We start from the raw sequence: 13,854 nt of genomic DNA, 5'->3' as shown, positions 1-13,854 counted from the left end.
ACATGACGTTGTTCCCATTGATGGCATAAATGCGGCAGACTTTGAGGAGGCATTATGGACAAGCGCGGGGCTCAGGAAGGCGAAAAGGATACGGAACTGCGTAGGGTGATTGGGCCGGGGCTCCTGCTGCTTTTCATCATCGGCGATATTCTTGGCACCGGGATTTATGCGCTGACCGGCCAGGTGGCGGCCGAAGTTGGTGGCGTCGTGTGGCTGCCGTTCCTGGTGGCATTCGTGGTCGCGATCCTGACCGCCTTCAGCTACCTTGAGCTGGTCACGAAATATCCGCGTGCGGCGGGCGCGGCGCTCTACACAAACAAGGCCTTCAACATCCACTTCCTGACCTTCCTCGTTGCCTTCGCCGTCATGGCCTCCGGCATCACGTCAGCAGCGACCGCCTCGCGCGCCTTCGCCTCCAACTTCACAGCCTCGCTGGGACTGGAGATGGGCGCCTTGGGCGTGCCGCTGATTGCTGTAGCCTTCATCGCTCTGGTCGCGGCGATCAACTTCCGTGGCGTTGGTGAGAGCGTCAAGATGAACGTGCTGCTGACGGTCGTCGAACTTTCGGGCCTGCTGATCATCATCGGCATTGGCGCTTATGCTATCGCAGGCGGCCAGGGCGACGTATCGCGCACCTGGACTTTCTCGACGCCGGAAGGATCGGGCATGTTCTGGCCCGTTATCGCCGGCACCACCCTCGCCTTCTTTGCCATGGTGGGCTTCGAAGACTCGGTCAACATGGCTGAGGAGTCCAATGAGCCGAGCAAGATATTTCCGAAGGTCCTGCTCAGCGGCCTGGCGATCACTGGCGTGATCTATGTGCTTGTCGCGATCTCGGCCATCACGTTGGTGCCGGCCGAGGAACTCAGTCAAGGTGAAACACCGCTTCTGAAGGTCATCCAGGCCGGGGCGCCCGGCTTCCCGATCAGCATCTTCGCGGTCATCACCATGTTCGCCGTTGCAAATTCTGCGCTCATCAACATGATGATGGCAAGCCGCCTGATCTACGGCATGAGCCGCGAAGGCGTGCTGCCCAGCGCCTTCGGCAAGGTGCATAGCGACCGCCGCACGCCGTATATCGCGATCGGCTTCACGTCCCTGCTGGCCGTGGTGTTGATCCTGTTTGCCGGTGGTGTCCCCGAGCTCGGCGGCACGACAGCGCTGCTGCTGCTTTGCGTCTTCACCATCGTCAATATCGCCGTGCTGATGTTGCGCAAGGACAAGGTGGGCCACAAGCATTTCAAGACGCCTACGATCATGCCCGTGCTTGGTGCGCTCAGCTGCGCATTCCTTGCCGGGCCCTGGGCCGGCCGGGACCCGGTGCAGTATATGATCGGCGCCTGCCTTCTCGGGCTTGGCGTCGTGCTCTGGCTGGCAACGGTCCGCTTCATGCGCACCGCTGCAGCAGGCGCTTAAGCGGCGGCGCGCAGCGTCATGCGGCCATCGCTGCCGATATCGAGCAGCACTTGCCGGTAGTCGACGATGCGGGAATGCTGGGTCTCCAGCGGATGGGTATGGGTGGCGGTAATGACCATGACGTCGGCACCCGCCGCCTCACCGGCACGGACACCGGCGAGCACGTCTTCGAACACCAGCACGTCAGACGGTGCCGCGTTGAGCCGCTTCGCGCCCAGCAGGTAACCCTGAGGGTCAGGCTTGCCGATCGTGACGTCCTCGGCCGTCACCAGCATCGTCGGCTGCGGCAAGCCTGCCGCGGCAAGGCGCACCTTTGCCAGCTCAATCGGCGATGAGGTCACGATTCCCCACTGCCCTTCCGGCAGTTGCGCCAGGAACTCAGCGGCACCTGGAAGCGCGACGACACCTTCGACATCCTCGATCTCGCCCCGAAGGATCTTTTCGGCTTCCACGACGGGATCAACACCTGGCAGGTTCAGCGCCGTGATGGTGTCGATGCCGCGCTTGCCATGCATCGTCGGCAGGAACTTCTCCACATCAAGTCCCATCTCGGCGGCCCAGCGGCCCCAGACGCGTTCCGCTGACGCAAGCGAGTTGAGGATGGTGCCGTCCATGTCGAACAGGAAACCGGCATAAGACTTCGTGGGGATGATCGGAAGCAAGGCAAAACTCACAGTTGGGAAGACGCCGATTGCGTAGCGGGCAAGGCCCGAAGATGCAATCGTTCCACTCGCTCGCCGACGAGCAAAAATGCGCTATGCGCAACGTGATCTCATGCTCACGTAACGGAATTTATGCTCCGACTCGATGCCAGATGTTATGGCCGTTGGGTTGAAGCAGTATGGGATGCAGGCCTGATGACACGCTGGGGACATGTTTACATTGCGGTACTGAGTGGTGTGGCCGCGGCACTGCATGTCGGCAAGGTACCTCCGGCGATCCCGCTGTTTCGCGCCGAACTCGGCATGGATCTCGTGACAGCCGGCTGGTTGATGGGCGTCGTCAGCGTGCTGGGCGCGGTCTGTGGCCTCGCGATTGGCCGCTTTACCGATCACCTCACGCATCGCAAGGCGATGATCTACGGTCTGGCGCTGCTTGTCATTGGTAGCTTCATCGGTGCCGCTACTCACATCGAGGCTGTGATCTTTGCAAGCCGGTTCCTGGAAAGCTTTGGCCTTATCGCCGTGTCGGTCGCGGCGCCCGGCTTCATCAACTCCTCCATCAAGCTCGAGGATCGGCAGGTAGCGCTCGGTTTGTGGGGCGTGTGGATGCCGGTGGGGGTTGCCGTGATGATGATGACCTCGCCGTTCCTCCTGCCGCTGTTCGGCTGGCAGGGGCTATGGATCTTCGCAGGCCTCTTTAGCTTGGTTCCGATGGCCCTGCTGATCTTGGCGAGGGTGCCTACAGGCGGTGCCGCCGCCCCTGCTTCCGGCTCGCTTCTGCAGGCAGTGAAACTCGTGGCATCGCGCCGCGCCTCCTGGATCCTGGCCGGAATCTTCGCTGCCTATAGCGGGAGCTTCATGTCGCTGTTCGGCTTCCTGCCGACGCTGCTTGTGGAAGAACTGCAGATCAGCCTCACCGCAGCATCCTTGATGACCGCATTCGCCGTGCTGATGAACGGGGCGGGCAACATCATCGGCGGGGTGCTTGCACGCAGGGATGCCCCGCGCTGGCTCCTCATCGCGATACCAAGTGTGCTGCTCGGCGTGCTCTCCTTCGTGGTTTTCGCGGACGGTTATCCCGTCTGGCTGCGCTATGGCGCGTCGATCCTCTATGCAGTGAGCAGTGGCGCTATCCCGGCAACGATCATGGGCCTGCTACCGGTCTACGCCCCGCGGCAGGATCTCGTCGGCACGTTCAGCGGCTTTGTGGTGCAGGGATCAAGTGTTGGCCAGGTCTTCGGCCCCATGCTTCTTGCTGCGATCGCCTCGGCGATGGGCTGGTCAGGTGCGCCGCTTTATATCGGGACGATGGGCGCCATCGGCTTCGTGCTGGCGCTGTGCCTGCGTCATTCAGAACGCACCACCCGGTGACACTGCGTTAGCCCGCTCAGTAAGGCGAGCGGCATTCGCGGCGCGGACCACCGCCCGAAGGCTGGTAGCTGTTGTCCTCGACGCGATACGAGCGATAGCGGTTGAAGCACCATTCCAGATGCGCACCAACGGTGGCGCTGTCGGCGTACTGCGGCTGCTGGTTATCCACAGGCTCATCATAGCCGATGTCGATATCCGGATCCCGGACATACTCCTCCTGCGCCGGCGCAACGCTTTGCCGCTGCTGCGAGCGTTGATTGCTTACAGTTGCGACGTTCTCGTCCGCCACTGACGTTGCTACCGGCCCGGGTGCCTTGCACTGCCGGCGAGGACCGCCGCCGTAGGGCTGATAGGTATTGTCCTCGACGCGGTACGAGCGGTAGCGGGCATAACACCACTGCGCCTGAGCGGAATTGATCATAGGCTGCTGCGGTTCTTCGATTGGCAGCATGTCGGCCGTATTGGCGACGGCCATGTCGGGCTGGACGGACGCCGTCGTGGTGGCGTCGATTGCGTTCGGCATCTGGTTGTCGTTTGCCGGGGCCGAGGCATTCTGAATGGCGGCAGCGTCGTTGTCGGTCGCAGTGGATGCAGTCTCTGTCGCGGCAGGCAAGGCAGGCTCAATCCGCTCGTAGGTCTGCTTGCTCGCGTCCACGGGTTTGGGCTTGGAGGTCCAAAGATCAGGCGTGTCCAGATTCGCAAACCTGTGCGGCTCCGGCTCTGCAATAACATTGGCGGTGATGATCACGCCGCTCAGGAAAACCATGACGACCAGGACTAGGCTCGCCAGAAGCATGAGTACAGGTTTCACGACCGCCTCCATCAATTACTTTTGATCCAAATGCCGACTCACGGCAGGGAGTTCCCTTAAAAAGGCAGCACCCGCAGTCGTTCGATTCACATATCGTTACAGCGGGAACTTCGATTTCCACCGGCCGGGAAAACCCGATTTCCAGGCGTCCCGCAAAAAATATTGCGGTGCATGCAAAAATCTTCCGTCGGCCGCTAGACAAGGTCGAATAACCGCTTTATACGGCCATTCACCGGCGGCGAGGACGCCTCGCAGAAGACGGTCTTGGGTGATTAGCTCAGTTGGTAGAGCAGCTGACTCTTAATCAGCGGGTCGTAGGTTCGAGCCCTACATCACCCACCATCAACTTCCTGATAATGTTGGTAGATACGTGAAACCGCAGGCGCTTAAAGCGCCAGCGTTCCCTCCGCAAGCTTGACCGCCTGGCCACCGATCCGAGCCTTGGCAATTGCCGCTTCCTTGACGTCGATATGCAGGTGAATGAAGGACGGACGCCCCATCTCGATCCCCTGCTCTATCAGCACCGGATGATGGCCGTCCGGCAGCGCATCGAAGTGATGGATAGCACCAGCCAGAGCTGCGACGGCAGAACCCGTGGCAGGGTCTTCCGGTATGCCCATGTCTGGCGAAAACATACGCGCGTGAAACTTCGCCTGGTGGTGAACGCCGCCGCGGCAATAGACGTAGGCCGACGCAATTGAGCCTTCGACGAAGGGCGCAACCTTCTGCCAGAGATTGGAATCGAACTCCAGTTGCTGGACGGCCGCGAGGCTGTGCAGTGGAATCATCAGAAACGGCACGCCGGCGCTCCAGACGGAGGCAACGTGGTTTTCGAAGCCAATGTCCGTCGCCTTGAGGCTGAAGGCATCCGCCAGCCCTTGGCGTTCGAATGCGAGGTTGATGCGGTAGGGCCGCTTCGGCAGATCGAACTCGGCAAAGCCCGCCTCGCCCGGTCTCAGGCGCACCGCGCACCGTACTGGCCCCACCGTTTCCTCCAGCACGCAGACGAGGTCCAGGTTCGCCGCTTGCCCCTCATGATTACGCTCAGCGAGCGCCACGGCTGCACCAACGGTTGGATGGCCCGCGAAGGGCAGTTCCTTGCCGGGCGTGAAGATCCTCACCCGTGCCGCGTACGCACGGTTCTCGGCACCCTGAATGAACACCGTCTCCGACAGGTTCATCTCCTTGGCGATTGCCTGCATCATGTCGTCGGTCAGGCCGTCGCCGTCGAAGATCACCGCTAGCGGATTGCCCGAAAGCTTCTTGTCGGTGAACACATCATAGACGGCATAACGACGGGACAAAGTGCATCTCCTCCATAGTGGCGATGACGCCAACCTGCCCGACCGTTTTGCGCGACGCAACCCTGTTCAGACGGGTGTCGATTGATCCCCGAAATACCAGTTGAGGATCGGCAACATCCCGACATGATAGTTGTGAGCCGCATGATCGGCCGAACGGATCGCCACGACGCCGGCGATCTCCTTGTCCTCCGCGACCGTCATGTGTTGCTCGATCTTCGCGACCATCTCCGCGGCCGTGAGGTTGAAGCGGTACAGCCGGAAAAGTGTTATGGCTCGCCTGATATGGCTGACGTGGAAGCCTGTGTCTGTCCGCGCATCCTGCAGGTCGAGCCCCGTCTCCTCGAGAACCTCGCGCCGCATGTTGTGGTCGGCGTTGCAGATGCCATTGAACACGTCTTCGGCCTCGAAGGAGCCACAGGCAAAGTAAACAAGGCCTGCATTGGCCGTATGCGCTCCCATCTTGATCGCGATGAGCGCACCGTCGGATGATTGCAGGACAGGATAGGCGTGGATGTGGATCGCACCCTGACGCTCCGGCTGCTTCCTCCACCAGAGGAAGGCGCGGTAAGGCACGATATGCCCTTGAGCGATGATACGATCCTCTGTCCTTGCGGTGGAGTGGTAGAGAACCATGCGACCGTCGAAGAGCGCCGGATTGGCGGCAAGTTCCTTATGCCAGTTGCCGTCGATCGCCGCGCGGTTGGCGAGAAAAAGCGGGTGGTCATCCTCGCGGACACGCAGTTCCACGTCAGAGACATCGAACACCGTCTTCTCGTTCGGCCAGTCGTCAAAATGTTCGTGCAGTTCAAGCGTCATGGTAGATCCAGTGTCATCACCAGGGGGCAGTGGTCGGAGGCCTTGGGTCTGTCCCATCCGACACGCGGAAAGCGCTCCACCTCCTGTCCCGGCGGGAACACGGTGCGGTATGGTTGACCGCCGCGGATAATGCTTGGCACGCTCTTCGGGTTGGCAGCGGCAAGTGCGGGCGAAAGCCATATGTAATCCAGCTGGCACAGATGCTGCTCTTCCGGCCCGCGCGCATGATAGAGCGTCCAGCGATCAAGAACGTCCCGAGCCATGATCGGGTTGATGGCAAAACCATCATGGCTGAAGACATCGAGCGCGCTCGTCTCCTCGCGGCGAGGCTCGAAACGGTAACCGTCGCGGGCATTGCCGATCACCTGGACCTTCTCCTGGTAGTCATTCATGTCGCCGCAGATCGCGAAGTTATGCTTCGCCGTCTCGCCCTTCCCGAACCGTTTTTCGATGATGTGGCGTACGGCCCTTGCTTCGGCGGTGCGAACCGCCATAGTGCCGGTCCGTCCGTCCTTGTTCTCTCGCGCATTGCCCATCGACTTGAAATGCACGATGTAGATCGTCAGCGGCCTGCCGCCGATCTTCAGTTCCAGTTCAAGGCAGTCGCGCTTGAAGATGCGGTCCTGCGGCTGGTTGGTAAGCGCCAGTTCATCGTTGAAAAGATCGAGATCCTCATAGGTGAGAGTGGCGTGGCTGTTGACCCTCACGACCTCTATTGGCTCGCCGTCGTGGGTTTCTTGGCGCAGCAGCACCGCCACGTCGATGCCGCGGCTATCGTTTCCCTCGACAAGATATTTCTGGCGGTAGCCGGTGCCCATCATACGATACAGGTAGCCATACTCGAAGGCCTCCAGTGCCGGCATGTCGTCGACCTCCTGCAGGCAGAGGATATCTGCGTTCGCCTGGGCTATGGCCAGAGCTGAAAGCTGCCGGTTGTCGTCGGTTTCGGCGATCATCCGGGCCTGCTCCAGTTGCTGGTAGAGCGCCTTGTCCTGCACGTCATAAAGCTGCAGCACACGATCCTGCCGCAGGCGGTTACGCCAGCCGGAAAAATCGAATCGAGTCATGAGATTTTCGATATTGAAGGTACCCAGCCTCAGCGGCATCCGTCTGTCCTATTGCTGTTCGCAACAGCATAACTGGAGCAGAGGGAGCGGGCTACAATCTCCAACCGGAATGAATGACGACAGAAACTTGGTCGCCGATCTTGGCCGGGCTGCGCGAAAAGGCCCGCAGCATTTGGCCGTCGGCAAGGGTCAGGCGAAGCGCATAGCGCTCCCCCTCGAACAGGGCTGAACTCACGGTCGCCGGCAAACCGTCGGCGGAGACCTCGACGTCCTGCGGACGCACGAGAACTTCAGCGGTCGTCATTCCCCGTTCTTCGTACAACGCCTTCAACGCCGCCCAGTCGAGCTGGCGCTGGGCACCCGGTGGTGACGCAAGCGTCAGGATCGCGCCCTGCCCGACAAGGCTGCCGACAAGGCGTCCTTCCGGGCGCGCATAAAGATCCTCAGGCGTCGCCATCTGCAGCAACCGGCCTTCCGACATCACGGCGACGTCCGTGGCGAGCGCCATCGCCTCCGCCTGGTCATGCGTCACATAGATCATCGTGGCGCCAGAGCGCGCGTGGAATTCGCGGAATGTTTCTTCCATCTCCTGCCGCAGGTGACGGTCGAGGTTGGCGAGCGGCTCGTCCAGCAGGACAACGTCAGGCTCGGTGACGAGGCACCGTGCCAATGCCACGCGTTGCCGCTGCCCACCCGAAAGATCGGCCGGGCGCCGATCCGCGTAAGCTTCGAGGCGAACCGCCGAGAGTGCCTCCAGCACCTTCGCCTGGCGCTTGGCGCTGGAGACGCCGCGCACCTTGAGCGGATAACCGACGTTCTCCGCCACGCTCATATGCGGCCACAGCGCATAGGACTGGAACACCATCGCCATGTTGCGATGTTCGGGCGGCACCATCTCGCTGGCATCTGCCAGCACGCGCTCGCCAAGCAGGATCGACCCGTCTGTCGGCTGCTCAAAGCCCGCGATCATGCGCAAAACGGTGGTCTTGCCGCAGCCGGAGGGCCCGAGCAGCGCCAGAAAGCCGCCCTCTCGCACCGTGAGCGACAGGTCGCGCACGGCTGCCGTGCCACCCAGGTGGAAGGTCTTCGACAGATGATTGAGGATCAGCTTCGCCATGGCACCACACCTTTGGGCAGTCGATTTGCCATCGTCTCCAGCACCAGCATCATGGCGACCACCATGAGCACGACGAGGACCGAAAGCGCGGACGCGAGGTTAAAACTGCCACTGTCGTCGAGGTTATAGATCGCTACGCCAAGCGTCTGGGTACCAGCCGACCAGAGAAGGGCCGAGACCGTCAGTTCGTTGCAGGCGATCAGGAAAACGAGGATCACGGAGGCGCCGGCCGCCGGCGCGATCAGCGGCACGATAATGTCGGTGAGGCGGCGACAAAAATCCGCACCGGCAAGCCGGGCGGCTTCCTCGAGCGACGGGTCAATCTGCCGGAAGGCGCTCACGACGGGTTTCAGGCTGACCGCGAAGAAGCTGGAGAAATAGGCAATCAGGATGATCCAGATCGTCCCGTAGAGCGAGATCCCGACGATCGGCAGCGGCGCGGCGAAGAGCAGGATCAGCGCGACGGCGAGCACGATGCCCGGCAGCGCATAGGGGATCTCTGCAAGAGCCGCCAGAACCGGAGCGAGCCTGCTGCCACTGCGGACCAGGAAGTAGCCCGTAAGCACTGTCACCACCAGGAGACCAAAAGCGGTCGCCAGCGACAAGGAGATGGAGTTCGTGAAGGCGGTGCGGGTAATCGACTGGCGGAAGAGGATCTCTTCATAGGCATGGAGGGTCGCGGTGGACAGGTTCAGCGGCACGCCATAGGCGGGCGCCAACGAACTTGCCACAAGCGCGGTCACCGGCATGACAAGGATCACCACGATCGTCAGCCAGAGGCCGAGTTCGGCAAACCAGCGCCATCCGTTCATGCGAAACACGGCTGCCTGGCCGGTGAGACCGATGACGCGATAATCGCGGCCGCGGAGCACCCTTTCCTCGACCGCCAGACCGATAATCGAAAGGATGCCGATCATGGCCGACAGTACCGACACCTCGCCGAAGGTCCCCGCGTTGAAGGTCGCGAACTTGGTGTAGATCAGCGTCGGCAGCGTGTAGATCGACGCCGGGATGCCGAGGATCGCGGGAATGCCGAAATTCCCGACGCAGGATACAAAAGCGATCGCCGCTCCAGCCGCCAGTCCCGGTAGAGACAGAGGCAGGATGATATGCTTCATCACCTGCCAGGATGATGCGCCTGAAAGCCGTGCGGCCTCGATCCCATCGCGCGGCAGGGCAAGCAGCCCTGCACGCAGCGACAGGAAGACCAGTGGTGCGTTCTGCACACCGAACAGCAACGCGATACCGCCAATCGAATAGAGCGGCTGCGGCGAGCCAAGCGGCGGCGCGAGGCCGAGCGCCTTCAGCAGCGTACTCGATGGGCCCGTCATGCCGATCCATGACAGTGCCGTCACCTGCGGCGGGATCATCGTCGGCAGCATGAACAGGAAACCGAGCGCCGCCTTTCCACGAATGTCGAACAGGGTCAGCAGCAGCGCGAAGGCGCCGCCCAGGATCACGGCGGCGACCATGCCCCAGAACGAAGTGACCAGCGTGTTGTAGAGCGCGTGCCACACTACCGCATCGGTCAGCAAGTCGCCCATGCGGCCCTGCAGCGCGGAACTGACGCCCGTTACCGCAAGCCTTGCCAGCGGCAGCACGCTCAGGAGACATATTACGGTAAGGACAAAAGGAAACAGCCAGCGCGGCTGGCTGTTTCCACGATTCTGCACTCGCATCATCCGGCGCTTATATCAGCCTTTGAGACCGAAGATATCGGCGAAGGTCTTCAGGTCCTTTTCCGAGCTCTTCAGCGCTTCGGCGGCGTTGATCGGCAGCACCTTGATCTGGTCACGGGAGGGATAACCTGCCGGCAGGTCAATGCCGTTGCGGGCGGGAATATAGCCCAGCTTGACGGCTGTCTTCTGCCCGTCTTCCGAAAGGAGATAGTCGATGAACTTCTTTGCGTCGTCCGCGTGCTTCGTGGAGGACAGGATGGCCGCCGGCTCGGTGACCGCCGAGACCCCTTCTGTCGGGAAAACGAACTCGATCGGTGCGCCCTTGGCCTTCTCGCGGATCGGCATGTAGTCGACCACGACGCCATAGGCTTTCTCGCCAGTCGCAACAGCCTTCAGCACGCCGCCATTGCCGCCTGCAGCAACCGCACCGTTTTCCTTGAGGTTCTTGTAGTAGTCCCAGCCCAGCTCGGAGACGCCTGCCAGCGTCTGTGCGTGAATGAGCGCCGCGCCGGATGCGAGCGGGCTTGGCATGGTGACAAGTCCCTTGGCCTCGGGCTTGGCGAGGTCCGCCCAACTTTTCGGCTTCATCCCCGCCTGCGTATTGTACATGATGCCGGTGGTGATCAGCTTGGTGGAATGATAATAGCCATCGGCATCATAAAGAGCTGCATCATAGTTCACCGCTTCCGGTGATTTATAGGCCAGCAGCTGACCCGCCTGCTTCAGACGCTCCAGGGTGACCGTATCCGCGATCAGCAGAACGTCAGCCACCGGATTGCCCGCCTGGATCTCGGCATTCAGCTTTGCCATGATCTGCGGCGTTCCATCGCGCACCCACTGGACATCGATGCCCGGATTGGCAGCCTTGAACCCGTCGATGGTTGCCTGGGCATCCTCGTTCGGCTGGCTGGTATAGACCACAAGATCAGCTGCGTTCGCACCTGACATCGATCCAAAGGCAACAAGGGCAGTAAACGCGGAAAGAAGCTTCGTCATCGAGGGGTCCCTGGTGAATTCAAGCGGACCATAACCATCCTTGCTTGACAGGCATTTGACAAGCTCACCCAACACCCTTATTTTCAAGGAAATGCAATGAAGCTCGCCGAACGCCTGTCGGCACCACCAGACCTGCCCCGCAACGGCGGCAGGTCTCGCAGATCATTTGTTAAGCTGCAGCGGGAAGCGCGTTAGCAATCAGGCGGCCCAGCCGCTTGATGCCTTCCTCGATCATCGCGTCATCGGCACAGGAGAAGCTCATGCGCAGCGTATTGGCATTGCTGCCGTCCGCGTAGAAAGCCTTGCCCGGGACGAAGGCGACGCGCTCGGTCGCGATCGATTTTGCCAGCAGCTCTGCGCCATCCAGCCCTTCCGGCAGCGTCACCCAAACAAACATGCCGCCTTCCGGGCGTGTCCAGGTGGCCGTCTTCGGCATGTATTTGTCCATGGCAGCGAGCATCACGTCACGGCGGCGGCTGTATACGGTGCGGATCTTCGCAACCTGGGCATCGAAGCCACGCGACGCAACATGTTCGATAGCGATCTGGTTGATCGTCGACGAATGAAGGTCTGCCGCCTGCTTCATCAGCACCAGCTTGCGGATGACCGGCATGGAAGCGATCACGAAACCGACGCGAAGGCCCGGCGCCAAGGTCTTGGAGAAGCTGCCGCTATAGATGGTCCGTGTGTTCTCGATCCCGCCATTGCGGGCGATGTCCAGCGCCATGATCGGCGCGACCGCTTCGCCATCATAGCGCAGGTGCTGGTAGGCCGCGTCTTCAAGAATGGCGATGTCAAGCTCGTCTGCGAGCTGGAGCAGCTTCTGGCGGCCTGCGAGATCAACCGTCTCGCCGGTGGGGTTGGAGAAGTCGGAGGAAAGGTAGGCGAACTTGACGCTGCCGCCTGCCTTTGCCGCCGTTTCGCGATAGGCTTCCGGCGTACGGTTGCCGTTCAGCGACAGCTTGTCATAGGTCGGCTCGTAGGCGTTGAAGGCTGAAAGCGCGCCGAGATAGGTCGGCCAGGTGACGAGGGCCGTATCCTTCGGCGACAGGAACAGCTTGCCGAGATAATCGAGCGCCTGCTGCGAGCCGGAGGTGATGAAGACGTTGTCCGCGGTGCAGTCGATGCCAATCCTGGCCACCTCGGCGACGATCCACTCACGCAATGGCTTGTAGCCTTCGCTGACCGAGTACTGCAGTGCCGAGCCTACCTGCCCGCTGGAGAAGATGTCGGCATAAGCTTCCTTGAAAGCCTCGTCCGGGAAGAGCGCCGGGTCCGGAATGCCGCCGGCAAAGGAAATGATGTCAGGCTGATCGAGCAGCTTCAGGAGCTCGCGAATCTCCGATGCCTTCATGCGGCTGGAGCGTGAGGCGAAGATTTGTTCCCAATCGAGCATCGGATGTTTCCTCATATTTCAATTTGTTATGTGGATACATTACAGAAACATCGACAGGTCAGCAATACTGACCTATCGCGCCGTGGAGCAAAATTTTTGCTGCTTTTACTCCCGCGGTCTAGTCACAAAAAACCACGGCCGAAGCTCTCGCTCCAGCCGTGGTCTTATCATACTTCAGAAGCTTAGTTGACGGCCTTGTCGACCAGCTTGTTCTTGCCGATCCAAGGCATCATGCCGCGCAGCTTTGCGCCAACTTCTTCGATCTGGTGGCTGTCGTTGTTGCGACGAATGCCCTTGAAGCGAGCCATGCCCGAACGGTACTCCTGCATCCACTCGGAGGTGAAGCGGCCGGTCTGGATGTCCTTCAGCACGCGCTTCATCTCGGCCTTGGTTTCTTCCGTGATGATGCGCGGACCGGTGACGTATTCGCCCCACTCTGCCGTGTTGGAGATCGAGTAGTTCATGTTGGCGATGCCGCCTTCATAGATCAGGTCGACGATCAGCTTCACTTCATGCAGGCATTCGAAATATGCCATTTCCGGTGCGTAGCCGGCTTCAACCAGCGTTTCGAAACCAGCGCGGATGAGTTCGACGAGACCGCCGCAGAGAACGACCTGTTCGCCGAAGAGGTCGGTTTCGCACTCTTCCTTGAAGTTGGTTTCGATGATGCCCGAACGACCGCCGCCAACGCCACAAGCGTAGGAGAGAGCAAGTTCAAGCGCGTTGCCGGAAGCGTTCTGGTGAACGGCCACGAGGCAGGGGACGCCGCCGCCCTTCTGGTATTCGCCACGAACCGTGTGGCCGGGGCCCTTCGGCGCGATCATGACAACGTCGACCGATGCCTTCGGCTCGATCAGGCCGAAGTGAACATTGAGGCCGTGAGCGAAAGCGATAGCAGCGCCGTCACGGATGTTGGCAGCGATCTCGTCCTTGTAGATGTCAGCCTGCAGTTCGTCAGGGGTCGCCATCATCATCAGGTCTGCCCACTTGGCAGCTTCTGCAACGGTCATGACCTTGAAGCCGTCGGCTTCTGCCTTCTTGGCGGTCTGCGAGCCGGCCTTGAGCGCGATCACCACGTTCTTGGCGCCCGAGTCCTTGAGGTTCAGCGCGTGCGCGCGACCCTGCGAGCCATAGCCAATGATGGCAACGTTTTTCGACTTGATCAGATTGAGATCAGCGTCACGATCGTAATAAACGCGCATCTTAAGATCCTTCCCTA

General features: G+C 60.9%; 12 protein-coding genes, 1 tRNA gene and 1 pseudogene. 3 read left to right on the top strand and 11 right to left on the bottom strand.

What is annotated here, in order from left to right:
- The first annotated feature begins 54 nt into the window (after window positions 1–54).
- Window positions 55–1,416: an APC family permease gene (locus M0654_RS13645; RefSeq protein WP_248683610.1), complete on the top strand. Its 1,362-nt coding sequence runs from the start codon at window positions 55–57 to the stop codon at window positions 1,414–1,416.
- On the opposite strand, the gene M0654_RS13640 is transcribed toward M0654_RS13645, so the two are convergent.
- On the bottom strand, window positions 1,413–2,030 hold the full coding sequence (locus M0654_RS13640; protein WP_118851523.1) for an HAD-IA family hydrolase: 618 nt from the start codon (window positions 2,028–2,030) through the stop codon (window positions 1,413–1,415). The two genes, M0654_RS13645 and M0654_RS13640, sit on opposite strands and share 4 nt — an antisense overlap.
- Before the next feature lie 243 nt (window positions 2,031–2,273).
- Here M0654_RS13640 and M0654_RS13635 point away from each other — a divergent pair, with 243 nt between their 5' ends.
- Window positions 2,274–3,449: an MFS transporter gene (locus tag M0654_RS13635; RefSeq protein ID WP_248683609.1), complete on the top strand. Its 1,176-nt coding sequence runs from the start codon at window positions 2,274–2,276 to the stop codon at window positions 3,447–3,449.
- A 16-nt stretch (window positions 3,450–3,465) separates the two neighbouring features.
- Here M0654_RS13635 and M0654_RS23045 read toward each other — a convergent pair whose 3' ends face one another.
- Together M0654_RS23045 and M0654_RS23040 are read right to left on the bottom strand one after the other, a co-directional pair.
- Window positions 3,466–3,738, bottom strand: coding sequence for a BA14K family protein (locus M0654_RS23045; protein WP_449289665.1), 273 nt, complete (start codon window positions 3,736–3,738; stop codon window positions 3,466–3,468).
- A gap of 24 nt (window positions 3,739–3,762) precedes the next feature.
- Window positions 3,763–3,846 (bottom strand): annotated as a pseudogene (locus M0654_RS23040) (BA14K family protein); the annotation flags it as partial.
- A gap of 680 nt (window positions 3,847–4,526) precedes the next feature.
- On the opposite strand from M0654_RS23040, the gene M0654_RS13625 reads away from it, so the two are divergent.
- A tRNA-Lys gene (locus M0654_RS13625) sits at window positions 4,527–4,602 on the top strand.
- A 44-nt stretch (window positions 4,603–4,646) separates the two neighbouring features.
- Here M0654_RS13625 and M0654_RS13620 read toward each other — a convergent pair.
- The 8 genes from M0654_RS13620 to ilvC all read right to left on the bottom strand — a co-directional run bounded on the left by M0654_RS13620 (window position 4,647) and on the right by ilvC (window position 13,837).
- The gene (locus tag M0654_RS13620) at window positions 4,647–5,564 is read right to left on the bottom strand and encodes a PhzF family phenazine biosynthesis protein (protein ID WP_248683607.1); all 918 of its coding nucleotides are present in this window, start codon (window positions 5,562–5,564) and stop codon (window positions 4,647–4,649) included.
- 66 nt (window positions 5,565–5,630) lie between these two features.
- Entirely contained in the window at window positions 5,631–6,380 is a 750-nt protein-coding gene (locus M0654_RS13615) for an NUDIX hydrolase (protein WP_248683606.1), read from the bottom strand.
- Window positions 6,377–7,486: an endonuclease/exonuclease/phosphatase family protein gene (locus tag M0654_RS13610; protein ID WP_248683605.1), complete on the bottom strand. Its 1,110-nt coding sequence runs from the start codon at window positions 7,484–7,486 to the stop codon at window positions 6,377–6,379. Before M0654_RS13610 ends, M0654_RS13615 begins: the two co-directional genes overlap by 4 nt.
- 52 nt (window positions 7,487–7,538) lie before the next feature.
- A complete protein-coding gene (locus tag M0654_RS13605; RefSeq protein ID WP_248683604.1) occupies window positions 7,539–8,564 on the bottom strand; it encodes an ABC transporter ATP-binding protein in 1,026 nt (341 codons plus the stop codon).
- Window positions 8,552–10,246 carry an ABC transporter permease gene (locus M0654_RS13600; RefSeq protein ID WP_248683602.1) on the bottom strand — a complete coding sequence of 565 codons (1,695 nt, stop codon included), beginning with the start codon at window positions 10,244–10,246 and terminating at the stop codon, window positions 8,552–8,554. The genes M0654_RS13605 and M0654_RS13600 overlap by 13 nt, the downstream gene beginning before the upstream one ends.
- Window positions 10,247–10,258: 12 nt before the next feature.
- On the bottom strand, window positions 10,259–11,239 hold the full coding sequence (locus M0654_RS13595) for an ABC transporter substrate-binding protein (RefSeq protein ID WP_248683601.1): 981 nt from the start codon (window positions 11,237–11,239) through the stop codon (window positions 10,259–10,261).
- Window positions 11,240–11,408: 169 nt separating this feature from the next.
- The gene (locus M0654_RS13590; RefSeq protein ID WP_248683600.1) at window positions 11,409–12,635 is read right to left on the bottom strand and encodes an aminotransferase-like domain-containing protein; all 1,227 of its coding nucleotides are present in this window, start codon (window positions 12,633–12,635) and stop codon (window positions 11,409–11,411) included.
- Window positions 12,636–12,817: 182 nt separating this feature from the next.
- Window positions 12,818–13,837 carry a ketol-acid reductoisomerase gene (gene ilvC / locus M0654_RS13585; protein WP_118849610.1) on the bottom strand — a complete coding sequence of 340 codons (1,020 nt, stop codon included), beginning with the start codon at window positions 13,835–13,837 and terminating at the stop codon, window positions 12,818–12,820.
- Between the last annotated feature and the right edge of the window lie 17 nt (window positions 13,838–13,854).

Source organism: Neorhizobium turbinariae (assembly GCF_023223505.1).
Lineage (GTDB): Bacteria > Pseudomonadota > Alphaproteobacteria > Rhizobiales > Rhizobiaceae > Neorhizobium > Neorhizobium turbinariae.
This window is presented reverse-complemented; position numbering and strand designations above follow the sequence as displayed.

Bases quoted from the DNA above. Each gene is read 5' to 3' on its own strand.
- M0654_RS13600 (WP_248683602.1), bottom strand. From the start codon at position 10,246: ATGATGCGAGTGCAGAATCGTGGAAACAGCCAGCCGCGCTGGCTGTTT.
- M0654_RS13605 (WP_248683604.1), bottom strand. From the start codon at position 8,564: ATGGCGAAGCTGATCCTCAATCATCTGTCGAAGACCTTCCACCTGGGT.
- M0654_RS13610 (WP_248683605.1), bottom strand. From the start codon at position 7,486: ATGCCGCTGAGGCTGGGTACCTTCAATATCGAAAATCTCATGACTCGA.
- M0654_RS13640 (WP_118851523.1), bottom strand. From the start codon at position 2,030: ATGGACGGCACCATCCTCAACTCGCTTGCGTCAGCGGAACGCGTCTGG.
- M0654_RS13615 (WP_248683606.1), bottom strand. From the start codon at position 6,380: ATGACGCTTGAACTGCACGAACATTTTGACGACTGGCCGAACGAGAAG.
- ilvC (WP_118849610.1), bottom strand. From the start codon at position 13,837: ATGCGCGTTTATTACGATCGTGACGCTGATCTCAATCTGATCAAGTCG.
- M0654_RS13635 (WP_248683609.1), top strand. From the start codon at position 2,274: ATGACACGCTGGGGACATGTTTACATTGCGGTACTGAGTGGTGTGGCC.
- M0654_RS13595 (WP_248683601.1), bottom strand. From the start codon at position 11,239: ATGACGAAGCTTCTTTCCGCGTTTACTGCCCTTGTTGCCTTTGGATCG.
- M0654_RS13590 (WP_248683600.1), bottom strand. From the start codon at position 12,635: ATGCTCGATTGGGAACAAATCTTCGCCTCACGCTCCAGCCGCATGAAG.
- M0654_RS13645 (WP_248683610.1), top strand. From the start codon at position 55: ATGGACAAGCGCGGGGCTCAGGAAGGCGAAAAGGATACGGAACTGCGT.